Annotated in this window: 20 protein-coding genes; 5 read left to right on the forward strand and 15 right to left on the reverse strand. The window is 41.1% G+C overall.

Features of this window, described 5'->3' with window-relative positions; all coding sequences use genetic code 11:
- Positions 1–15: 15 nt before the first annotated feature.
- The 7 genes from M2369_RS05325 to hprK all read right to left on the reverse strand — a co-directional run bounded on the left by M2369_RS05325 (position 16) and on the right by hprK (position 5139).
- Positions 16–657, reverse strand: coding sequence for an NAD(P)-dependent oxidoreductase (locus tag M2369_RS05325; RefSeq protein WP_035389623.1), 642 nt, complete (start codon positions 655–657; stop codon positions 16–18).
- Positions 658–744: 87 nt separating this feature from the next.
- The gene (locus M2369_RS05330; protein WP_024719891.1) at positions 745–1173 is read right to left on the reverse strand and encodes an Rrf2 family transcriptional regulator; all 429 of its coding nucleotides are present in this window, start codon (positions 1171–1173) and stop codon (positions 745–747) included.
- 69 nt (positions 1174–1242) lie between these two features.
- Positions 1243–1761 carry an acyltransferase gene (locus M2369_RS05335; protein WP_024719892.1) on the reverse strand — a complete coding sequence of 173 codons (519 nt, stop codon included), beginning with the start codon at positions 1759–1761 and terminating at the stop codon, positions 1243–1245.
- 1 nt (position 1762) lies between these two features.
- A complete protein-coding gene (ppaX, locus tag M2369_RS05340) occupies positions 1763–2413 on the reverse strand; it encodes a pyrophosphatase PpaX (protein WP_259253533.1) in 651 nt (216 codons plus the stop codon).
- A complete protein-coding gene (locus tag M2369_RS05345; protein ID WP_113766917.1) occupies positions 2410–3354 on the reverse strand; it encodes a nucleoside recognition domain-containing protein in 945 nt (314 codons plus the stop codon). The genes ppaX and M2369_RS05345 overlap by 4 nt, the downstream gene beginning before the upstream one ends.
- A 16-nt stretch (positions 3355–3370) precedes the next feature.
- A complete protein-coding gene (gene lgt / locus M2369_RS05350) occupies positions 3371–4195 on the reverse strand; it encodes a prolipoprotein diacylglyceryl transferase (RefSeq protein WP_024719895.1) in 825 nt (274 codons plus the stop codon).
- An 11-nt stretch (positions 4196–4206) separates the two neighbouring features.
- Positions 4207–5139: an HPr(Ser) kinase/phosphatase gene (gene hprK, locus M2369_RS05355; RefSeq protein WP_003212943.1), complete on the reverse strand. Its 933-nt coding sequence runs from the start codon at positions 5137–5139 to the stop codon at positions 4207–4209.
- Between the two features lie 176 nt (positions 5140–5315).
- Here hprK and nagA point away from each other — a divergent pair, with 176 nt between their 5' ends.
- Genes nagA through M2369_RS05370 form a run of 3 tightly spaced genes read left to right on the forward strand, consistent with a single transcriptional unit; the run spans position 5316 to position 7975 of the window.
- On the forward strand, positions 5316–6506 hold the full coding sequence (gene nagA, locus M2369_RS05360) for an N-acetylglucosamine-6-phosphate deacetylase (protein ID WP_041091636.1): 1191 nt from the start codon (positions 5316–5318) through the stop codon (positions 6504–6506).
- Positions 6506–7231 carry a glucosamine-6-phosphate deaminase gene (gene nagB, locus M2369_RS05365; RefSeq protein ID WP_193803867.1) on the forward strand — a complete coding sequence of 242 codons (726 nt, stop codon included), beginning with the start codon at positions 6506–6508 and terminating at the stop codon, positions 7229–7231. Before nagA ends, nagB begins: the two co-directional genes overlap by 1 nt.
- Positions 7232–7249: 18 nt before the next feature.
- Positions 7250–7975 carry a GntR family transcriptional regulator gene (locus M2369_RS05370; RefSeq protein WP_041507821.1) on the forward strand — a complete coding sequence of 242 codons (726 nt, stop codon included), beginning with the start codon at positions 7250–7252 and terminating at the stop codon, positions 7973–7975.
- A gap of 26 nt (positions 7976–8001) precedes the next feature.
- Here M2369_RS05370 and M2369_RS05375 read toward each other — a convergent pair whose 3' ends face one another.
- The 5 genes from M2369_RS05375 to M2369_RS05395 all read right to left on the reverse strand — a co-directional run bounded on the left by M2369_RS05375 (position 8002) and on the right by M2369_RS05395 (position 13977).
- Positions 8002–11856, reverse strand: a complete 3855-nt coding sequence (locus M2369_RS05375) for a lamin tail domain-containing metallophosphoesterase family protein (protein WP_259253534.1) — start codon at positions 11854–11856, stop codon at positions 8002–8004.
- Positions 11857–11950: 94 nt separating this feature from the next.
- Positions 11951–12337: a phage holin family protein gene (locus M2369_RS05380; RefSeq protein ID WP_024423577.1), complete on the reverse strand. Its 387-nt coding sequence runs from the start codon at positions 12335–12337 to the stop codon at positions 11951–11953.
- Positions 12338–12532 (reverse strand): PspC domain-containing protein, encoded by a 195-nt coding sequence (locus M2369_RS05385; RefSeq protein WP_008348183.1) that lies wholly within the window; start codon positions 12530–12532, stop codon positions 12338–12340. It abuts the gene before it with no gap.
- A 6-nt stretch (positions 12533–12538) separates the two neighbouring features.
- The gene (locus M2369_RS05390; protein WP_076821163.1) at positions 12539–13630 is read right to left on the reverse strand and encodes a DUF4097 family beta strand repeat-containing protein; all 1092 of its coding nucleotides are present in this window, start codon (positions 13628–13630) and stop codon (positions 12539–12541) included.
- An 11-nt stretch (positions 13631–13641) separates the two neighbouring features.
- On the reverse strand, positions 13642–13977 hold the full coding sequence (locus tag M2369_RS05395) for a hypothetical protein (RefSeq protein WP_024719900.1): 336 nt from the start codon (positions 13975–13977) through the stop codon (positions 13642–13644).
- Between the two features lie 197 nt (positions 13978–14174).
- Between M2369_RS05395 and M2369_RS05400 the strand changes: the two genes are divergently transcribed.
- Positions 14175–14405, forward strand: a complete 231-nt coding sequence (locus M2369_RS05400) for a hypothetical protein (RefSeq protein WP_008348188.1) — start codon at positions 14175–14177, stop codon at positions 14403–14405.
- Between the two features lie 230 nt (positions 14406–14635).
- On the opposite strand, the gene uvrA is transcribed toward M2369_RS05400, so the two are convergent.
- The 3 genes from uvrA to M2369_RS05415 form a co-directional block, all read right to left on the reverse strand.
- Positions 14636–17512, reverse strand: coding sequence for an excinuclease ABC subunit UvrA (uvrA, locus tag M2369_RS05405; protein WP_039169061.1), 2877 nt, complete (start codon positions 17510–17512; stop codon positions 14636–14638).
- 7 nt (positions 17513–17519) lie between these two features.
- Entirely contained in the window at positions 17520–19505 is a 1986-nt protein-coding gene (gene uvrB, locus M2369_RS05410) for an excinuclease ABC subunit UvrB (RefSeq protein ID WP_259253535.1), read from the reverse strand.
- Positions 19506–19795: 290 nt separating this feature from the next.
- Positions 19796–20041, reverse strand: coding sequence for a CsbA family protein (locus M2369_RS05415; RefSeq protein WP_259253536.1), 246 nt, complete (start codon positions 20039–20041; stop codon positions 19796–19798).
- A 284-nt stretch (positions 20042–20325) separates the two neighbouring features.
- Here M2369_RS05415 and M2369_RS05420 point away from each other — a divergent pair, with 284 nt between their 5' ends.
- A complete protein-coding gene (locus M2369_RS05420) occupies positions 20326–22851 on the forward strand; it encodes a PEP/pyruvate-binding domain-containing protein (RefSeq protein ID WP_058336969.1) in 2526 nt (841 codons plus the stop codon).
- Positions 22852–22903 lie beyond the last annotated feature (52 nt).

Below are 22903 nucleotides of genomic sequence, written 5' to 3' on the forward strand. Positions count from 1 at the left end.
GGGGTTTTTATTTTCTTATTCTGCTTCAGAAACCACAGTAAAACGTTCTCCAACATGAGCAGCTTGTTCTATCTCATCGACAAGCGCAACGGCGTAGTCAGCATAACTCACATAGCTGTCACCCTTTGAATTGACGATAAGATGGTCTTTGCCTTTCACATAAGCACCTGTCCGTTTGCCTGCTGGATTAAAGAAGGCTGCTGGACTTAAAAATGTCCATTTTAATCCTTCGGTCTTTTGAAGATCTTTTAAGTTTTCTCCTTGGTGTGAAGCAGTAGCAAAGTATTCCTTTGGAAACTCCGGTGTGTCCATCAGTCTAGTTGTTTTGGCCTCATCTACAAATAAACTTCCAGCACCTCCCACAACGATTAAACGCGTTTCTGGTGTCTCTTTCAAGAGATGAATGAGTTTTTTCCCTGCTTCTACATGAAGGTGCTCTTGTCCTGCTGGTGCACCAAATGCGTTTACGATCACATCAAAACCTTTGACGTCTCCTGCCTCTAAGTGAAAAACATCCTTTTCTAAAACAGCTGCTGATGAATTGGTCACTTTTTGTGCATCTCGAACGATTGCCGTTACTTCGTGCCCTCTCGATTGAGCTTCTTTTAAAATGTGTTGTCCTGCTTTACCTGTTGCGCCAATGATTCCAATGTTCATGTAAATTCCTCCTACAATATATTGTTATTTTGATCACTTAAGATGTAACCACGATAGTTACAACAGAGGTAAAAAAAATTGAATAGATCATCCAATTTTTTTGATTAAAACCTGCGTTAGTTCACTTAATTTGATCTCAGCAAGCACTTGCTCCATCGCACTTTGAGCACGGCACAAAATTAATTCTAATACAGCTTGAATATTTGCACCGATCGGACAGTCAGGGTTAGGGCTTTCATGAATTTGAAACAACTCTCCCTCATCCACAACTTCAACCGCTTTATACACATCGAGCAGTGTCATGTCATCTTCACTGCGATTCAATTGAGAACCGCCTTTGCCAAGACTCGTTGAGATTAGGCCTGCTTTTTTGAGCTTACTCATGATACGGCGAATCACCACTGGATTTGTATTGACACTTCCTGCGATATCCTCCGATGTCTGTAAAGAACCTTTTTCAAGTGATAGCAAGGCCAGAATATGGACAGCGACAGTAAATCTGCTGCTGATTTTCATGTTTTCTCACCTCTGTTGTAATCATTATAGTTACACCATGTTAGAATGTCAACAAAAAAGTCTGCCGAGCTACTCAGCAGACGAAGATTGACGTGCTTCCATTTCCTCTTTCGTATAAATCATCCGCATTGGATTTCCTCCAACAAAGGAGCCTGCCGGAACATCTTTGTTCACAAGAGTTCCTGCCGATACAATTGCACCATCACCAATTGTCACTCCAGGTAGAATCGTTGAATTTGCCCCAATTAAGACTTCATCACCAATATAGACTTCCCCAAGCCTATACTCTTTAATCAAATACTCATGGGACAAAATGGTCGTGTTATAGCCAATCACACTATTTCGACCGACAGTGATTTTCTCAGGAAACATGAGATCGACCATCACCATTAAAGCAAACGCCGTATCCTCCCCGACTTTCATTCGAAGGAAGGTGCGATAAATCCAATTTTTCATTCCCATAAAAGGCGTATACCTTGCCATTTGAATAAAGATAAAGTTTTTCACAACCTTGAGAAAGGGGACCGTTCGATAGACTTGTCTAAGCGAATTGACCCCTTTGACAGGATAACGATCTGTTTTTCTCAACTTAATCAGCTCCAACAATCGCCAAGAGATCACTCATTTTCTGCAGTATATAATCTGGGCGATGCTTTAACAGGGCTTCTTCTCCCTTAATAGACCAAGCAACACCTGCTGTTTTCGTCCCTGCCGCTTGACCAGATAAAATGTCGTGATAATTATCACCAACCATGATCGCCTCATGCGGATCACTGCCGAGCTTGGATAATGCCAGTTGAACTGGTTCTGGATGCGGCTTTTCATTTTGTACATCATCAAGTGTGACAATGACCTCAAAAAATGGCTCCAATCCAGTCAGCTTTAATCCCATTAAGACCGTATCACGAATTTTTGTTGTCACAATTCCGAGCTTAAATCCCTGATCCTGAAGAATTTCCAACGTGTCTAACACCGTCTCGTACTCCGTCACAAGCAGGTCATGCTGTTCATGATTAAACGTTCGATACATCTGAATCATGTCATCTGTCAGATTCGGATCCATTGCAGAGAATGTATCAAATAATGATGGACCAATGAAATGAAGGATATCCTCACGGCTGTATTGACCAGGGTAATAATGATCAAGCGTATGCTGAAATGAAGCAATAATTAATTCATTTGTATTGATTAATGTGCCATCTAAATCAAATAACACTGTGTTAATAGTTGATTGGTTCATATAGCTTCCTTTCTAACAGCTGCATGTTCCCGCCTCCGCCAAATATAGCTGATGGCAGCTGTCAATAAAATAGCAGAAATAAGGCGAATAAGAAGAAGCGGCCAGACTGGAATACCTAAAGGAATGAAAATCAGTGTATCTTCGACCACCGCATGACACGCCACAAGGAAAATGAAAGCAAGCGTTAAATCCTTTTTGCTGACACCGTCCTCTTCCACTGCTTTCATCATGACGCCTGCCCCGTAGGCAAGACCAATGGTTAAACCAGCCACCATCGTCATAGACGTATTTTCTTTCATTCCAAGCATTCTCGTAAAAGGAGACAGCCACTTAGACAGCGTATGGAGCCACCCTAAGTCTCTCATGAATTGAATGATGACCATGAGAGGAATGACAATACAAGCCAGCTGCAGCACACCAAGAACAGCTTTCTGTAAAGCAAGAAGTACGATCATAAACCAGCTAGAAGGCACATCAGCCGACTGAGCAGCTGTCAGCAAACCATATTGCGCCGGCTCCTCGCCTCCCTGCCAAACGAGGTGAATGACAATTGCTGACACGACGGCAAGACTGATTCTCACCAGCAAAATGACAGACACCCGTAGCCCAACCTTCGCCGCCACTGTTGATTCGATGATTAAGTTGTGACAAAAGGAGAGCATGACCGCTAAAATGAACACTTCCTTCACAGGCAGCTCTAATGTCAAGATGGCTGCAATACCCGCATACAAGTTCAGCATATTTCCTAAAACAAGCGGAATGGCCGCTTCCCCTGAAAGACCAAACAGACCCATAAATGGACGGATGAATTGTATAATCCAATCCATTACAGGTGTATGCTGTAAGATACTAACGAGAATGGTAACCGGAAAAATGACTTTTCCAAGTGTCCAAGTTGTCGATAACCCTGCTTTCAAGCCGTTTTTCCATGTCTCCCCCATCTCTTATCCCCCTTGCTTAATTTGATGAGTTGTTCTCTTTATACGGTATAGTTGCATATCCCTTGATTCTTCTAAACACAATCAGCAAAACAGCCACTGCAAATATGGCAATTGAAATCATCTGTGCAATTCGAAGGTGCTCAGTCAGCATTAAGCTGTCTGTTCTCATTCCTTCAATGAAGAAACGACCGATTGAATACCAGATTAAATAAGACAAGAACATTTCGCCTCGACGCAATGATGTTCTACGTAATAAGATTAATATCAAAACGCCTGCGATATTCCATAATGATTCATATAAGAACGTAGGGTGATAGTAGGTCCCGTCAATGTACATCTGATTAATAATAAACTCAGGCAGGTGCAAATTTTCTAAAAAGGCTCTTGAAACAGCCTCACCATGCGCTTCCTGATTAATAAAGTTCCCCCAGCGCCCGATGGCTTGCCCTAGTAAAATACTAGGCGCTGCGACATCGGCGATTTTCCAAAAGGACACCTTCCTCACTTTAGTAAAGACAATCGCTGTCAGCACCGCCCCTATCAGTCCGCCATGTATGGCAATTCCGCCATTCCAAATCTTGATGATTTCATTTGGGTGCTGCTGATAATAATCCCATTCAAAGGATACATAATAAATTCGTGCACAAATAATGGCGATAGGAATGGCAAATAAGATGAGATCAATAAACATATCTTTATTGATTCCTCTTTTTTCACACTCCCTTAATGCGAGCCAGAGTCCAAGCAGGGCTCCGACACCAATAATCACACCATACCAATGAACCGAAATAGGTCCGAGCTGAAAAGCAATCGGATCAATTGGTTGAATTGCTTCATTCATATAGACAGCTCCTATTCATCCTGGCCATTGTCTTCAATGACATCGGCAAGTTTACTTGTAAATTGTTCCGCTGCATTATGTCCCATTCGTTTCAATCTGAAGTTCATTGCAGCTACCTCGATGATGACCGCTAAATTTCGTCCCGGACGTACAGGGATGGTCAGCTTTGGTACATCTGTATCGATGATCCGCATTTTTTCTTCCTCAAGTCCTAAACGGTCATACTGTTTGCCTTGTTCCCAAAGCTCAAGGTTCATAACAATCGTAATTCTCTTATAGCTTCTGACAGCGCCCGCTCCAAATAAGGTCATCACATTAATAATGCCTAATCCACGGATTTCTAGAAGGTGCTCAATCAGCTCTGGTGCGCTTCCAACTAACGTATCCTGATCCTCTTGCCTAATTTCCACGCAATCGTCTGCAACCAGCCTGTGTCCTCTCTTCACTAATTCTAAAGCCGTTTCACTTTTACCTACGCCACTTTTTCCAATTAACAGCACACCTACACCATATACATCTACGAGTACGCCATGAATCGCAGTCGTTGGTGCAAGCTTGCTTTCTAAGAAGTTCGTTAATCGACTCGAAAGTCTTGTCGTTTTTAAGCTTGAGCGTAAAACCGGCACTCCATTTTCGTTTGAAGCTTCGATCAATTCCTTTGGTACTTCACGATCTCGTGACAAAATGATGGCAGGAGTAATATCTGTACAAAGAGACATCATTCTCTGCTTTCGTTCGCGTTCTGGGAGCTGTTCAAAAAAAGAAAGCTCTGTCTTCCCTAAAAGTTGAACTCTTTCTTTTGGGTAATATGTAAAATATCCAGCCATTTCAATACCTGGTCTGGAAAGATCACTGATTGTAATGGGACGATTAATCCCTTCTTCCCCACTTACCAGTTCAAGATGAAATTGTTCCATTATGTCCTTCGTACGAACTTTCGGCACGCTTCTTCCTCCTTTTATCGCAGGCGTTTCAGAAATACAGCTCTATTTTATCACTTTCAATGATGAACCCAAAATAGTATTTTATCCTGATCCTGTTTCATCACATTTACTGGTATAGACAACTATACTTAAAAAAGGTAAACTGAATCTAACGACGAGAATAAGGGGGCACAATCATGAGCAGTTCTTTATTGCTCTCCAATATTCATATTGTGACAAAGACAGAAATCATTGAAAACGGTTTTGTCGGTTTACGCGATGGCAAGATCGACTATATTTCAACATCACCGCCGACAGGAAATTATGAAAAAGTATATATTTCCCGGGAAAACTTTTATTTACTCCCCGGAATGATTGATATTCACATCCATGGGGGATATGGTGCAGATATGATGGATGCGACACCAGAAGCCATGAATACACTTGCTGATCACTTACCCGCAGAAGGAACGACAAGCTTTTTAGCAACAACCATTACACAAAATCACCAAGAGATTGAACAAGCACTTAAAAATGTCGCACAGTGGAGACCCTATAATAAAAAGCAGGCTGGAAGTCAGGCACAATGTTTAGGCATTCATCTAGAAGGTCCTTTTATTTCTAAAGATAAAGCTGGAGCGCAGCCTGCTCAATGGATTACACAGGCTAACCTTCCTCTTTTTGAGAAATGGCTGAGTGCATCAGATCAGCTGATTCGAATTGTCACTTTTGCACCTGAGGAAGATACTGATTTTGCATTCCTTTCCCTGCTAAAAGAAAAAAATATCATTCCTTCTATTGGACATACAAATGCTCCTCATGACATGATTGAACTAGCAGCAAAGCACGGCGCGCGTCATGTCACGCATCTTTATAATGCGATGAGTTCATTTCAGCATCGTGAGCCAAATGTTGCAGGGGCTGCGCTTACAAACGAAAAGCTTTTGACTGAGCTGATTACAGATGGCATTCATTCACATCCTCTTTCCGTAAAGCTTGCGTATTTGGCAAAGGGTAGTGAACGTTTGATCATGATTACAGACTCAATGCGTGCAAAAGGACTTGGAGAGGGAACCTACGAATTTGGTGGGCAGACGGTGACAGTCAGCGGTGAAAAAGCATTGCTGGCAGATGGAACACTTGCAGGATCGATTTTACAAATGAAAGATGGGGTCAAACGTATGAGACAGATCACACAATGTGGATGGACAGAAATTGCTCAAATGACCTCAACAAATGCAGCCACTCAGCTCGGGATCGATCATCAGCTCGGTTCGATCGAAGTTGGAAAACTAGCAGACTTGGTCATTTGGGATGAATCTGGCGAACTCATGATGACGATCTGCCATGGACAAATCGTTTATGAAAAAAAGGAGGCCACACACTGATGAACATCATCGAATTTGCAGATAAAGATCAATTAGGAAAAGCAGCAGCTGCTTTCATTGCACGTACCATTGAATCAAAAACAGATGCGGTTCTCGGTTTGGCAACTGGCGGCACACCAATCGACACTTATAAAGAGTTAATTCAGTTGCATCAAACAGAACAATTGTCTTTCAAACAAGCAAAAACAGTGAATCTGGATGAGTACGTGGGAATTGATCCAAATCATGAAAATAGTTATATGACTTACATGAAGCGTCATTTATTCGACCATATTGATCTCCCATCAGATCAATATTTCCTCCCCAATGGTGCTGCTGCTCACTTGGAAGAAGAGTGCTTAAGGTATGATCAGCTCATTGAAGATTTAGGGGGCATTGATCTTCAGCTACTTGGTATCGGACAAAATGGACATATCGGGTTTAATGAACCTGGTACTCCCTTTGACTCAAAGACGCATGTCGTCCAATTAGATGAACACACTCGCCAAGCCAATGCAAGGTACTTTTCTTCTATAGATGAGGTACCTACACATGCCATTACAATGGGAATTGCAAGCATTCTTTCAAGTAAAAAAATTCTCCTTCTCGCATCAGGAAAATCAAAAGCGGACGTGATACAATATTTAGAACGAACAGAGATTCACCCAGACTTCCCTGCATCTGCTCTGAAACTTCATGAAGATGTGACGATTTTTATTGATCGAGAAGCTGGTTCACTACGCTAAACACGAGAGGATTTTCACATGTTTATTGATAAGCAATCACCTATCCCCATGTACCATCAGATTATGGAGAACTTGAAAAAGCAGATTGAGGATGGAACGTTAGCACCTGATACACTCATTCCTTCTGAAAGAGAATATGCCGAACGCTTTGGTATTAGCCGAATGACTGTCAGACAAGCCTTATCGAACCTTGTGAACGAAGGATATTTATACCGGCAAAAAGGAAAAGGAACATTTGTTAGCCGAAAGAAATTTGAACAACCGCTTCAGGGCTTAACAAGCTTTACAGAAGATATGCGTCAACGTGGGCTCAAAGCTTCAAGTCAGTTGATTGATTTCAAAAAAGTCGCATGCCCAGAGCACTTGCTGCAATCATTACAGCTGTCGAACAGTGAAGATGTCTATGAATTAAAACGAATCCGCCTTGCAAACGATGAACCAATGGCTATTGAAACGAGTTATATTCCTGAAAAATTTGCTGGCGAGCTCACAAAGGACCATTTAACTGGATCTTTATATGAATATATAGAAGCGAACACAGGTCTAACCATTGCCCATGCCAAGCAGGAGCTTGAAGCCAATGTTGCTTCAAAGGAAGAAGCTAACGTGCTTTCTATTTCATTAGGGGACCCTGTTCTCTCCATTGCAAGAACAACTTATTTTCAAAATGACCTTCCATTCGAGTATGTCATGTCCGTTTATAGAGGGGATCGATACAAGCTCACTCACACAATGGAAAGATAAAACTGTGCTCCTGAAAGCACAGTTTTTTATTTCCTAAGAAATGTTGATTGATCATCATTTTTTGTATGAATTTTCCATATAGGCGAAATCGCTTTCCCTTCGAAACGGTCTTTTGCGACAGTGTACCAATAATATTCTTGATTTGGCTTTAACCCTTTCCATTCAAAGGTTGCTTTTTTACCACTTTTCACACCTTTGACTTCTCCAAGAAGAACGTTTGTGTAGACATTCAATTCAAAATAATTGGTTTTAACGGATTTCATTTTTGGTGTTAAATCGACATCAATTGAAAATTCATCTTGATCCCCATACGTTTTTGGATCATAAAAATGTTCTTGATTCAAGTAAGGTGAGTATGTGGTGAAATGAAGCTTATTTTTTTCTTGATCCGCAGTGATCAGCCGCATAAAACCTTGACCGCCTTCAGGACCTGACTGGTAATCTGCAAGGATTTGATATACTTTTCTGTCCACTTTTCCATCATGATCATCGTCAATCTCATCTACTTTTCGGCTGGCTCCGTGGTAGTGGCCACTAAATACTGCGACAATATTTGGGTGACGCTTTACCACTTGATGGAAGATCAAATCTCCAATTGGGCTTCGATTGCCGCTCACTAACAAATACTCATGGAAATTTAAAATGACAATGCGATCTGGATGTTCAGAAATGACTCGATTTAACCAGTCAATCTCATTTTGCTTGATCCCCCAGCCCATATACACCATCATATAATCATTGCCACCAGCAGAGATAAGATCATAATGACCTCGATTGTTTTGATAGGATTCACCGTAATATGGCTTGTCTTCAAAGCGTTTCGCTCCAAAGTATCTCCCATATTCCCTATAATGGCCGTCTTTGTGTCTGACATCATGATTACCAGCTAATACACCGTAAGGAATCTGATGCTGATCTAACACACGCATAAATGTATCGGCACGATTCCATTGCTTATCCTTTGAATCATCCACAATATCACCTGTATGGAACACATATTGAATATTTAATGGGTCCCTTTGATCTCTGATCCACTCGACCATTTTTTTGAAGATATGAGGATAACTTCTGGCATAATATTGAGTATCAGACATCCACACCATCTTATAAGGCTTTAACGTCTTACTGATCTCATCTTGTACAAGCAAATCAAACGTTTGATTTTTCATATACTGTCTGACTGACAGCAGCCCTTTCAGGTAAAATTCCTTTTCATCCTTGGCAAAGTGATGAGTGATTTTATCCCACTTTTCTTGCTGATGATTCCAAGCGTACATCGTTACCTTTCTCCCTGATAATGAGCTTCCTTTCCATACAGCCTCGACAACATCCTTTTCACGTACATCGTGATGAACCTTGATTTGAAAGCGATGATAAGGAAAATGCTGTAGATCTTTCGTTTCCACTGATTTACCATCAGCAAATGCAATGCGATTTCTTTCTCGATCAGAAAAAATCATTTCCCCTGTTTCATTTAAATGTTTTGGCGGCTCTGTTTCCGCTGCATACTTGAAAATCTTCATGGACGGATGCAGCGATGTATATTGATAGGCACGGTAAAAGGAGTAATCTAACTGATCATTAGTAGGATCATTGGTTAGCACTGTTTGCTTAGATGATTCCTTTTTTGTCCTATCTGACACTCTCTCTGGCGTTTCAGGGTGTTCATGTACCGTCTTAAAAACCTTTTTCAAAGTTGATTTGTTTCCAGCGGCATCTTTTGCTTTTATCTTCAATGTGTGCTCCCCAGGTTCTAATTCGCTAGAGGACGTTTGATAAGGCAAAGAGATCGGTTTTCCATCTAAATATGCCTTCATCTCCGCTATGTCACTCCAACGATCCGTCACCTTTGCCTTTAACGTAAAGACGCCTTTATATTGGTCATTTGCCTGTATATTACTCTTGATTTTCGGACCCGTGTTATCGACTTTCACACGTACAGATTGAGATTCGTCTGCGGTTTTAGCCTGAACAACATGTACTCCTTCTTTCAGCCTTCTTGTATCCCACTGAATATAGCTTGAAGCATATGCTTGCTTCGGGATTTGAAACTGAAATGCTCTTACCTTCTTAGCGCTGCCACCGTCGCCCATTTTCCATTCCTCATGCTGGCTCGCATTTAGAGGCAGAATTTGAGTTCCATTCGATAAAATCATCTGGACATTTTTCAATTCAAAATCATCGTGATTTTCTCCAGGAAATCGGTCAAACGGCGATGACTTCGTCCCAGCATGGAATGATATCGTTTGTGGACCTGCCTTTTCTAAGTGTTTTTCTGGTATTGGTATCGTATAGGTGCGATACACTTTTGTCGAATCATCAAAAATGGAAAGTAAGTGCTTACCTATAGACACACCATTCTTAAAATATAAATTTGTCCCTTTGACATCAAATGCAAGATATGGATCTGCTTCAAGTGCAGGGAATACTTGTCGAATCGGTTTTCCATCTATCATTAATTTTATGCTTTTTTTCTGATCTGCTGTTGCTTTTAAGTGAAATACGCCTGAAACCGTATCTCCTTCTTCTACATTCAATCGAAGGCCGTGAGCTTTGCTTACTTGTTCCACATCAATTGTTTTTTTCATTGTCATTGCTTGATTTTCGCCGTCAGACGCTTCAATCTGATATTCCAATCGATCTTTACCGATGAGCTCAGGTGAATAAATAATATAGTGAAACAGCCGATCATTATGATCCTTTTGAAGCAGCACCTCTTTAAAATCTTCATGACGATTGGTTCGATATCGCAATTTGACCGTTTTGACGGACTGATCATCCTGCACATCTGCTCTCATTTCAATGCCTTCAGTTGGTTTTATCGGTTGATTGTCTGTCATATCTTCAATCACAGGTTTATGAACATCTTGTGATATTTCTTTTTTTTCAGTTGGAATTTGTGCTTTTAACACTTTTCCGGGTGTTGGCTCTTCCTCCACTTTCGAGATCAGCTTCATTTGTGTCGTACCATCCATTGGATACTTGAACAGTAACGATCTGTGCTCGCTAAACAATGAAGGCTTTAAACGATAGGATGCCGACGATACCTCTTCTCCTATATTTGTTGTGATAGAAACAAGGCGGGATTTAGAATTGGACAATCCTTTACTCTCAATGACCGATAGTTGCTCGCCCTCTTTTAAATGGCTTTTGTACATCGCATTAAAGTCCGCTACCGTTAAATGCTCCTGCCCTTTTTTTCTAAGCCAAAATACGTACGGCTTTCCAGGAGAAATGGTAATAGGACTTGTGTGAAATGAATATATATCATCCATCTCCACGCCTTGCGCTGGATTGCGATAGCGAAGCTGGTAATGTCGAAGTGAAATGGGTGCATGTGTTGTGTTATACACCTCGATGAATTCAAAAGCATCCTTGCCTTTGCGGTTTTTTGAATTCACGACGATTTCTGTCATCAATAGCTCAGGAATTTGTGAGAGATCCTCTTCAAATCCGTTTAAGTGAACTGCTTGTTCGGTTGTTTTGATGACAGACTTCTGCGTCAGGAATTCTGTATAGTAATGAACTGTTGGATTCCACAATTGATCTGTCGGGATTTTCGCTGTGAATTCTGGTTTCATCCCCGGCAATCGTTCCATTGGGATCAATCGATATCCTAGCTCATCACTCTGTTTATAGTACAAGTTTGCAGACAAAATTTGCTCTGACTGACTAATAGATGCCCTAAATTGAAGATCACGTTTTTTTCCTTGAACCGGACGGACATCTACTTGAAATTGATCAAAGATAAAAGGTGAAAAGGGCTTATTTCGTATGTTCACTTGTGTTTGTGTCAAAGATCCTGCTGAAGCAGGCTGACTGAAACAAAAAAGAATGCTCAAAAAAAGCAAAAGAATGATTTGTCTGCTCACATTCACCATCGTGCACCGCCTCCCTTCGGATATTGTGTCTCCTGAAGACGGTTTTTATGACAGATGGAACGGGGAAACGATATAAATTCACACAAAAAAACCGTTAGCTTTTTTTCGCTAACGGTTCCACGATTCCTTTTTGTATGAGCAGATGGAAAATGGATAAAATGACAGCCATCCAAATGGCCGTTCCAAACCCATCAATGTTAAAACTATCTCCCATAAAGCTTGAGGTCATCATCAGTGTGATGGCATTAATGACAAAGAGGAACAATCCTAGTGAAAGTACTGTCACTGGCAGCGTTAAAATGATCAAAAACGGCTTCACTAAAATATTGAGCAAGGACAAAATAATACTTGCTACAATCGCTGCGCCAAAGCCTTCAATATACACACTACCAAGGCCTGGCAGAATGCCTGAATCAAAATATCCAGCAATGACGATTAAAAGTAATGCATTGACGAGAATACTAACGATCCATCTAAGCATTTAGTTAGTGCCTTCTTCCGGAACAACAAAATACCAGATGAAGTAGATCAAGAAGATCGGCATAAATGCTGTCATAAATCCGATGATCACCGTTAAAATACGAAGCAGGGATGCATCGACACTTAAGTATTCAGCAAGTCCACCGACAACACCCGCTATTTTTTTATCTGTCGCTGAACGATAAAGCTTCTTCATGTAGAATCACTCCTTGTCTGATTGGTGCTTTACTTGGATTGAGCCTGTTTTTGTTTCTGCAAAAATGGATATATTGTGCTCCGCCTGTTGATTGGCTTTGATCATTTTCTCTTTTTGCAGCGTTTCATTTTTCTCTTTAATCATATTTGCATCAAGCAGCTCATGAGAGATCGATCCGAGATTGCTTTTCAGCTCCGCAGTCACTGCACAAGCACGCGGAATCTGAACGTCCACACTGCCTGTTGTCGTTTTTGCATAGATCGAACGGCATTTCTCATCTGACAGCTGAACAGCAATGTTCCCATTGAAGCTCTGTGCATCAATTGATTCACTTTTCCCGCGCAGGTCAATGAGCCCATTAATGGTTTCTACTTCAATCATACCACACTCGTGATCAGCCAGTTTGATTTGTCCATTTGCTGTTTCAATTCCGACTTTTTCTGCTTGTAAAGAGGCAAAAGAGACGACGCCATTTGTTGTTTTTGCAGCCAGTTCTTTTGTCTTTAGCTTTTCCCCGCGAATCGGTCCATTAAACAGTTTGACTTTGATTTTATCGTATTGGATACGTGGTACATACAGGGTGACATTGACCTTCATGGTCTTCTTTTCAGTTCGGATAAAAAATTTGTCCCCTTCAAGTCCGCAATCCAGATGTTGAAGAAATTGATGTCTTGCCTGCTCTCCATCCTCTGCACGGTAAATTTTCGCATGACACTCTGCTCGAACATCCCCATCATCCCAAGGCATCAAATTGAGACTGCCGTTTGCCAATTGAATATCTAAATGGGACAGTGCCGCGTCTTTGAATTGAAAAATGTGTTCAACGTCGACGGACTGTCCAAAGTTCAAATCAAGATCTACATCTTTGACCTTTTTCACCGCCGAATCTAACCATCCAAACAGCTTTGCACCGAGGTTTTCAGTACCAGTTCCTTTATTCTCTGTGCCAGCTTTTTCTTCATGAAAGGTATGATCAGCCGTTGATTTTTCTAGTGAAATGGACTGATTTTCTTCTAGTTTTTCAAGCAGCGTAATCGCTTCTTTTGCAGATAATGTCCCGTCTTCTACTAATTTTAAAATGCGTTCTTTTTCATTCATACAAAGCCCTCCTACGATTTGATGGATTGAAGCACTTTAATACCTTGAATGATATTCCAAATGACAGAGATCAAAAAGCCAATGGCGACTAAAAAGGACAAGATAAGTACAGTGAACACTGGAACGAGTGAGTCGCTTGCCTGTGTCGTCAATAAAAAGGGGATAGATCCAAAAACCAGCAGCACACAAGCTGCGACTGGCAAAACATGTGACCACAATGCACGCAGCGAATGCCGTTTCGTTTCCTTTTGATCCACTACAAAATATGCCACGATCGGTACAATAAACGGCATGAAAAATACACTAAAATAACAAATAGATGCAATGATCGACTGATCTCTGTTCATATATATTCGCTCCTTCATGATGAAAATTCCTTTCTAACTCATACGTTTATGGCGTATAAAAAGTTTCAAACTCATTCGATTTACATATGACCTTAGACACAAATTATTTCTTTTTGCACCTAAGTGTAGATTCTTCATGGATTACCCTTTAAAATATGTTGAAAAGATGGTGATTATCATTATAGGGGGTAATTATTTTGACAGATCATCATAATGCTAACCACACGGCACAAACGCTTTTAGACCTTATACAGAAACAGAAAAGCATGAACAGCGATATGATCAAGGAGCTAGAGGCCATTCATCCGTCTCATCCGAAGTATGGTGATATCCGTTATTTAAAAGTACTGCTCGATAGTAGCAGCACTCATATTTTAAAGGATTTAACGCACCTCAGTAACTTAATGCCAAAGGAAGATGTGCAATAAAAGGAAAACCCCTCTTTCGGAGGGGGTTCAGATTGTTGACAAAGGGCTAAAATGAACTTGATTTTAGCCCTTTGTCTTCTTTTCAGCGTGATAGAAAACCTTTGCAGTCTAGGAAGGACGAGTACTGGCGCGGAGCGAATTTGACATTCGTGAGCACCGGCACGCAGGACTGACAAAGAATGCGAGGGTTTGTCTACACGCTGAAACCCCTCTTTCGGAGGGGTTTTTCTTTATGAGGATGTCACACTTTCTGTTTCTTTGACTAACTGTTTCATTCGCTCACGATCACGCTCTAAAATCGGTTTTAAGTATCGACCGGTGTAAGAAGCTTCTTCTTTAGCAATGTGTTCAGGTGTTCCTGAAGCAATAATCGTTCCTCCACCAGCACCGCCTTCTGGTCCTAGATCAACAAGGTAATCGGCTGCCTTAATAATATCAAGGTTGTGCTCAATGACCAATACCGTATCCCCGTTTTCGACCAAGCGCTGGAGCACTTTTAACAACCTAGCAATATCATCCACATGAAGACCCGTTGTCGGTTCGTCTAAAATATACAAGGATCTTCCGTTTGAACGGCGGTGAAGCTCAGATGCCAATTTCACACGCTGCGCCTCTCCACCAGACAATGTCGTGGCAGGCTGCCCAAGTGTAATGTATCCTAATCCAACATCAAAGATCGTTTGCAGCTTCCGCTTAATTTTCGGGATATTCTCGAAAAATTGAAGTGCGTCCTCTACCGTCATTTCAAGCACATCGGAAATATTTTTCCCTTTATACGTGACCTCTAACGTCTCGCGGTTATAACGTTTCCCGTGACACACTTCACAAGGCACATATACATCAGGTAAAAAGTGCATTTCAATTTTAATAATGCCATCTCCACGACACGCTTCGCAGCGTCCACCTTTCACGTTAAAGCTGAATCGCCCTTTTTTATAGCCTCGTACCTTCGCTTCATTGGTTTGCGCAAAGACATCCCGCACGTCATCAAATACACCTGTATACGTAGCAGGATTGGATCTTGGTGTACGGCCAATTGGAGATTGATCAATATCAATGACTTTGTCTAAGTGATCCATTCCTTTGATTTCTTTGTGCTGTCCTGGCTTCGCTTTTGCTCTGTGCAGTTTTTGGGCAAGGGATTTCAATAAAATTTCATTCACAAGTGTACTTTTCCCTGATCCTGACACACCCGTCACAGCGGTAAAGACACCTAAAGGAAACTTCGCATTCACGTTTTTAAGGTTGTTTTCTTTTGCCCCTTTAATTTCAATGAAGCGGCCGTCAGGCTTTCGTCTCTCAATCGGAAGCGGGATGAATTTCTCACCAGATAAATATTGTCCAGTCAACGATTTTGGGTCCTTCATGACTTCTTCTGGCGTTCCAGCTGAAATCACTTCTCCTCCATGAACCCCTGCACCTGGTCCAATATCAATGAGATAATCAGCGGCAAGCATCGTATCTTCATCATGTTCTACGACAATCAGTGTGTTTCCGATATCACGCATGTTTTTCAATGTTCCAATCAATCGGTCATTATCCCGTTGATGCAGACCAATCGATGGTTCATCTAAAATATAAAGAACGCCTGTCAGTCTTGATCCAATTTGTGTCGCCAAACGAATCCGCTGCGCCTCCCCGCCTGATAATGTGCCAGCAGACCGGCTTAATGTCAAATAATCTAATCCGACATTATTTAAGAAGGATAAGCGCTCTTTGATTTCACGTAAAATGAGCTGGGCAATCTGCAAATCTTTCTCAGACAACTCAATTTTCTCATAGAAATCAAGGGCATCAGATACAGACAAATCGGTCATTTCTCCGATATGTTTGCCATTGATGAGAACCGCAAGTGTTTCTTTTTTCAGGCGATATCCTTTACAGGTCGGGCATGGCTGATTGGCCATATATTTTTCCATCTGTTCCCGAATATAATCGGAGCTCGTTTCCTTGTAGCGCCGTTCAATGTTACGAAGCACACCTTCAAACTCAATTTCATTTTCACGGACCTGGCCAAAATCATTTTCATATTTAAAATAAATCAGCTCAGAGCCGCTACCATATAAAATTTTATCAAATAAATGCGCCGGAATATCTTTTACTGGAATATCCATGTCAATTCCATAGTGTGTACATACCGCCTCAAGAAGCTGCGGGTAATATTGTGAGCTTTGAGGCTCCCATGGGGCAATGGCATGCTGACGTAAAGTCAAATCCTTATTCGGAATCACAAGCTCTGGATCTACTTCTAGTTTAGAACCAAGCCCATCACAGCTTGGGCAGGCACCGAAAGGGCTATTAAACGAGAACATTCTTGGCTCAAGTTCCCCAATAGAGAATCCGCAGTGCGGACAAGCATGATGCTCACTAAATAACAGCTCCTCTTGTCCAATCACATCGATCATCACACGACCTTCACCAAGTCGGAGTGCCGTTTCAAGAGAATCAGACAACCGTGCAGCCACGCCTTCTTTCACGACAATTCGATCAATCACCACTTCAATGGAATGCTTTTTATTCTTTTCAAGCTCGATCTCTTCTGACAGGTCCTCCATCTCGCCATCAACTCTGACTCGAACGTAGCCCTGCTTCCGAATTTGATCAAGTACTTTCACGTGTGTTCCCTTACGTCCAGATACGATCGGCGCAAGCACTTGTAGTTTCGTTCGTTCTGGATACTCTAAAATACGGTCTGTCATTTGCTCAATCGTCTGTGATGTAATTTCGATCCCATGAATAGGACAAATCGGTTTTCCGACTCGAGCATATAATAGACGCAAGTAATCATAAATTTCTGTAACAGTCCCAACGGTTGATCGAGGGTTTCTGCTTGTCGTTTTCTGGTCAATACTAATCGCTGGAGAAAGCCCTTCAATCGCATCTACATCTGGTTTGTCCATTTGACCGAGAAATTGACGTGCATAGGCTGACAGTGATTCAACATACCTGCGCTGACCTTCTGCATAAATGGTATCGAAGGCAAGCGACGATTTTCCCGAACCAGATAAACCCGTAATGACCACTAGCTGATCGCGCGGGATATTGACATCAATATTTTTAAGGTTGTGGGCTCTTGCCCCTTTCACCTCTATTCGTTCCATAGCCATCTGGCATTCATCCTTCCGCTTTTAGCTCTAGCAATAGATCTCTTAATTCTGCTGCTTTTTCAAAATCAAGCGCTTTTGCTGCATCTTTCATTTCCATCTCGACGTTTTCGATCACTTTTTCTCGTTCTTTTTTGCTCATTTTTGACAACTTTGGTGCTGCTTTTGTTTCGTATTCTTCCGAATCCTCATGTACTTTTGTTGCCTTGATCACATCTCGAATCTTCTTATGGATCGTTTGCGGAGTGATACCAAATTTCTCATTATACGCTTCTTGCTGCTCACGTCTCCGCTTTGTTTCTTGTATGGCAATGTCCATTGATTTCGTCATATTGTCTGCATACATAATAACCCGGCCTTCTGCATTTCTTGCAGCACGGCCAATCGTCTGGATGAGGGATCTTTCTGAACGTAAAAAGCCTTCTTTATCCGCATCTAAAATCGCCACGAGCGACACCTCTGGAATATCCAAACCTTCTCGAAGAAGGTTGATCCCAACAAGCACATCATATTTTCCGAGACGTAAATCACGAATAATCTCAATCCGCTCTAGTGTCTTAATTTCTGAGTGCAGATAATTGACCTTGATTCCGATTTCTTTCAGATAATCTGTCAGATCCTCAGACATTTTCTTCGTTAAAGTCGTCACAAGCACACGCTCATTTTTCTCAACCCTTGCATGAATTTCCCCAATTAAGTCATCGATTTGTCCTTCAATCGGACGGACTTCAATGATTGGATCAAGCAAACCGGTTGGTCGAATAATTTGTTCCACAACCTCTGGCGTTTTCTCAAGCTCGTATGGGCCAGGTGTTGCGGATACATGCACAATATGGTTAATGTGTTTTTCAAACTCAGCAAATGTGAGTGGTCTATTATCAAGTGCTGACGGCAGACGGAATCCGTGATCAACAAGCACTTGTTTTCTTGCCTGGTCCCCATTGTACATGGCGCGAATTTGCGGGATGGTCACGTGTGACTCATCGACAACAATCATAAAATCATCCGGAAAATAATCAAGCAATGTGTAAGGTGTTGAACCGGGCGGACGTAAGGTGAGATGTCTTGAGTAGTTCTCAATCCCTGAACAAAAGCCCATCTCTCTCATCATCTCAAGGTCATACCTTGTCCGCTGCTCAAGACGCTGTGCTTCAAGTAGTTTTCCGTTTTCACGAAGCTTTTCCAACTGTTCCTCAAGCTCTTTTTCAATATTAATAATCGCTTTTTCCATCTTTTCTTCTCTTGTGACGAAGTGAGATGCTGGGAAAATAGCAACGTGGTCACGATCACCGAGAATTTCTCCAGTGAGAGCATCTACTTCACGAATACGTTCAATTTCATCACCGAAAAACTCCACTCTGATACAATGCTCATCTCGTGAAGCAGGAAAAATTTCAACGACGTCTCCTCGAACTCTGAAGGTTCCGCGCTGAAAATCTATATCATTACGAGAATACTGAATATCCACAAGCTTACGCAGCAGTTGATTGCGTTCAATTTCCATTTCAGTTCGTAAAGACAGCACAAGCTCTCTGTATTCTTCAGGAGAACCTAAGCCATAAATACAGGACACACTGGCAATGATGATGACATCTCTTCGCTCAAATAATGAGGATGTGGCGGAGTGTCTTAGCTTATCGATCTCATCATTAATACTGGCATCCTTTTCAATAAATGTATCAGTTTGAGGCACGTACGCCTCAGGCTGGTAATAATCATAATAACTCACAAAATATTCAACAGCATTATTCGGAAAGAATTCCTTAAACTCGCTGTATAATTGTCCGGCAAGTGTCTTATTATGCGCAATGACAAGTGTTGGTTTGTTCACTTCTTTGATCAGGTTAGATACAGTAAAGGTCTTTCCCGTACCTGTAGCACCTAACAGCGTTTGATGCTGTTTCCCCTGATGGATGCCCTCCACAAGCCTTTCAATGGCTTTTGGCTGATCTCCTTGGGGCTGATAGTTAGAAACTAATTCAAAGCGGTCACTCACATCAAAGCCTCCGTTTCGTTACGAAATCTATCTAATGAATATATTATCATAAAAGAACACAAAAATACGAACTAAAGTTCGTGTCTGACTTGATTTTTATTTCCAATACAACCATACCCTCTCTGCCGTGGCTCATAACCCTCTAAAGAAACCTTCCTTTCAGTATGGAACATTTTGGAGCGAGATATTCGATCAGCAGAAAAACCACAAAAAAGAAAGCTGCACTCACTAGAATCGTAAGCACAGCTCCTGCAATCAAAAACATTTTCTTTTCATCAAGAGGGATCACATCAATGATGTTTTTCAGCCTTCTCTCTTTTTTCGACTTCTTTCTTGGCCATAAACAATGCCCCGGCCACTAAAGAAATAATATCTAATCCTACGATAAAGTAGGTTTCTGTATAGCCTTTCATATACGAAGCAAATAAAAGCGCTACTGTTAATGCAATGCCAACGTAATGATTATAAGTAACCTTTGAAAATAAAATAACGAGCAAGAAAGGAAAAACAAGTGCAAATATGGCTTTTGTAATCACAAAAACCCTCCCTCTACATGGTCTACTCCCTTGATTATAGTAAAGATTGGCATAATGAACAATTCACAGTTTTCAATTTCAGCTTTTTTCTTCTCGGTTGAAGACTTTTGATATAGATGAGGAGGAAAATTAGTGAAAACGTCCCCTTTCTAAAGATAGGTCTTTACGTCTTTGACAGTTACATCCAATAAATTCTATGATGAAAATGATAGTGCGCACTATCATTTTAAAAAACAAAAAGAGACAAATGAAACCATTGGCTATTTGGATAAGGGGGCATTCCCATGTATTCAGTATTATTTCATGCGGCTGAAGAATCCGCATCACTCGCAGGGGCAAAAGGCGTGAATTTAATTAAATTAAACAATCACGGACTGCCAGTTCCAGATGGATTTATTATTAAAACGAACAGCTTTGCAAGCTTTCTTTCATATCACAATTTCCATCCAACTGATCAAAATCTTGCCCGAAAAATCACAGAAGCTTCGTTTCCTTCACAAATGGAGACAGAATTACTTTCATCCTTTCAATCATTGTTGAAAACATATCCATCCGTTGCAGTGCGATCCTCTTCTGTTGCGGAAGATCTTGAAGGCGCCTCCTTTGCAGGTCAATACGAGACCTATTTAAATATCAAAACAAATGAAGAATTCTTGCAAGCCGTCAAAGAATGTTGGTCGTCTTACTTCGCAGCAAGAGTCACAGAATATAAGGAAGAAATGATTGAGAACGAGGAAGAGATGCCGCTCATGGCTGTTGTTGTACAAGGCTTGATCCATTCTGACATCTCTGGTGTCATCTTTAGTGAGAATCCTGTATCAGGAAAAACAAACGAAGTCATGATGACTGCAAGCTATGGACTAGGAGAAGCCATCGTCTCCGGCCTTGTGACGCCAGATACATTTATTGTAAACAAAGAAACGTACTCTATTGAAAAATCACTAGGAACAAAAGAAGTGCAAATTGTCCCCTGTCAAGAGGGCGTCGTTGAACAACCCGTAGGTGAGGAGATGGCTGGCCAATTTTGTCTTCGAGATGATCAATTGATCCAAATCACGAAAATGACAAAACAAGTAGAAGAACTTTATGGACATGGAGTAGATATCGAATTCGGCATGTCAGATGGTACTTTTTATTTACTTCAAGCAAGACCGATTACTGCTTCTTTTTCCAATACAGCAAATGGCTCCTCAGGTGCAGCCTTTCAAATGAAACCTGAAGAGCTGCAAGACTTCTGGATCTCAATGGACGATCATATGCCTGGACCCACAAGTCCTCTTTTTTCAAGTTTGATCATACCTGCTTTAAAAAACGGGATGAAGAAAAACGGAGAGAAGTATCAAGTACCAGACCTTAATATTAAAGATATCAAGCTTTATAGAGGTCATTTGTATTCTTTACCGTCCATGCCAGAAGCGTCAGCGGAACCAGTTTTTGACGAGAGCCTATTCGAAATGTTTCCTCGTTTAAGCGAAAGAATGTATCGCATTTTAAAGCAAAACTTGTTCCCATTATACGAAAAACTTGATCAGCAAATCACTCAACCGCTAACAATTGAGGAAGCCATTAATGGCTTTCAAGAATTAAAGGAGATTTATCTAAGAGCGTATGACGACCATTTTGATATTGTCATACCTCAAGTCATTCTATCAGCGATCATTGAAGACATGCTTGTCACATATACTGGGGATCAAACACAAGTCGTTCTGCTGCATGAAATGATGATAGGTGTGATGAACAAGTCTCTTGAAACAGATCAAAAGCTATCTCACTTGGCAAAAGACGTTCTTCAAGATTCCGAGCTTCTTCAGGCATTTAAAGATCATTCAACGAATGCTGAACTATTATTTGCCCTCAATCACACAGATAAAGGAAAAAACTTCATTTCCGACGTAGAAGCTTTTCTCCAAGTCTATGGTTGGCGGTCTGTTAAAAGCCATGATTTCACAGAGGAAACATGGGTGGAAAATCCTGAATTTGTCTTGGACATCATTAGAAACAACATTCGGTATCAATCTGATTTTGATGAAGAATTTGCACAAGCCGTGATCAAAAGGCAAGAAACGTATGAACAGTTTATCAGTCAAGTGACAGATGAAGCGTTTAAAACAAAATTTGAGGAACTTTATCATTTTGCACTCCATGCAGCCAATATTCGAGATGATCATCACTTTTACATTGATGCCATGTTAGATGCAAAAGCGAGACTCTATCTCTTAAAAATTGGTGAACTTCTTGTTCAAAAAGGAGCGATCCCTCATCAAGAAGACCTTTGGTATCTTTACGATGATGAAGTACTCAATGCGCTCACAACTTCGACCACATACGATTCGATCATTCAGCAAAGAAAAATTGAAATGAAGGAAAATGAATCCATCCAACCACCAGCTTATACAGGAACGCCTTCTGAAGCTGAATTGCAGCAAGTAGAAAGAATGCTCGGTTCGCTAAGGGAAAATGAAAACAACACAGACGATGCAATCTATGGAATTGGTGCATCTAGCGGCATTACTTCCGGAAGAGTCAGAGTCATTACATCTGCTGATGAATTTTCACAATTTGAGAAAGATGACATTTTAGTTTGTAAAACAACGACACCTTTATGGACCAGCTTATTTAGAGACGCAAAAGCAGTCATCACCGATTCTGGCGGCATTTTGTCCCATTCCGCTATTATCGCTAGAGAATATATGATACCTGCTGTCTTAGGTACACGGATCGCAACTGAAAAACTAAAATCTGGTGACCTCGTGACAGTAGATGGAGCCAATGGGCGTATCCAGTTATTAAATCAGCATTCACGGGCATAGTCGTCACTGTTTGGATCATATTGGCGGTCACAGATTTTATCGGTATACTTAC

This window comes from Bacillus sp. JUb11, from assembly GCF_024807925.1.
GTDB classification, from domain to species: Bacteria; Bacillota; Bacilli; order Bacillales; family Bacillaceae; genus Bacillus; species Bacillus altitudinis.

Excerpts from the sequence above, each read along its gene's own strand:
- M2369_RS05325 (WP_035389623.1), bottom strand. The coding sequence starts at position 657 with ATGAACATTGGAATCATTGGCGCAACAGGTAAAGCAGGACAACACATT.
- M2369_RS05330 (WP_024719891.1), bottom strand. The coding sequence starts at position 1,173 with ATGAAAATCAGCAGCAGATTTACTGTCGCTGTCCATATTCTGGCCTTG.
- ppaX (WP_259253533.1), bottom strand. The coding sequence starts at position 2,413 with ATGAACCAATCAACTATTAACACAGTGTTATTTGATTTAGATGGCACA.
- M2369_RS05345 (WP_113766917.1), bottom strand. The coding sequence starts at position 3,354 with ATGGGGGAGACATGGAAAAACGGCTTGAAAGCAGGGTTATCGACAACT.
- lgt (WP_024719895.1), bottom strand. The coding sequence starts at position 4,195 with ATGAATGAAGCAATTCAACCAATTGATCCGATTGCTTTTCAGCTCGGA.
- nagA (WP_041091636.1), top strand. The coding sequence starts at position 5,316 with ATGAGCAGTTCTTTATTGCTCTCCAATATTCATATTGTGACAAAGACA.
- nagB (WP_193803867.1), top strand. The coding sequence starts at position 6,506 with ATGAACATCATCGAATTTGCAGATAAAGATCAATTAGGAAAAGCAGCA.
- M2369_RS05370 (WP_041507821.1), top strand. The coding sequence starts at position 7,250 with ATGTTTATTGATAAGCAATCACCTATCCCCATGTACCATCAGATTATG.
- M2369_RS05375 (WP_259253534.1), bottom strand. The coding sequence starts at position 11,856 with ATGGTGAATGTGAGCAGACAAATCATTCTTTTGCTTTTTTTGAGCATT.
- M2369_RS05380 (WP_024423577.1), bottom strand. The coding sequence starts at position 12,337 with ATGCTTAGATGGATCGTTAGTATTCTCGTCAATGCATTACTTTTAATC.
- M2369_RS05385 (WP_008348183.1), bottom strand. The coding sequence starts at position 12,532 with ATGAAGAAGCTTTATCGTTCAGCGACAGATAAAAAAATAGCGGGTGTT.
- M2369_RS05390 (WP_076821163.1), bottom strand. The coding sequence starts at position 13,630 with ATGAATGAAAAAGAACGCATTTTAAAATTAGTAGAAGACGGGACATTA.
- M2369_RS05395 (WP_024719900.1), bottom strand. The coding sequence starts at position 13,977 with ATGAACAGAGATCAGTCGATCATTGCATCTATTTGTTATTTTAGTGTA.
- uvrA (WP_039169061.1), bottom strand. The coding sequence starts at position 17,512 with ATGGCTATGGAACGAATAGAGGTGAAAGGGGCAAGAGCCCACAACCTT.
- M2369_RS05420 (WP_058336969.1), top strand. The coding sequence starts at position 20,326 with ATGTATTCAGTATTATTTCATGCGGCTGAAGAATCCGCATCACTCGCA.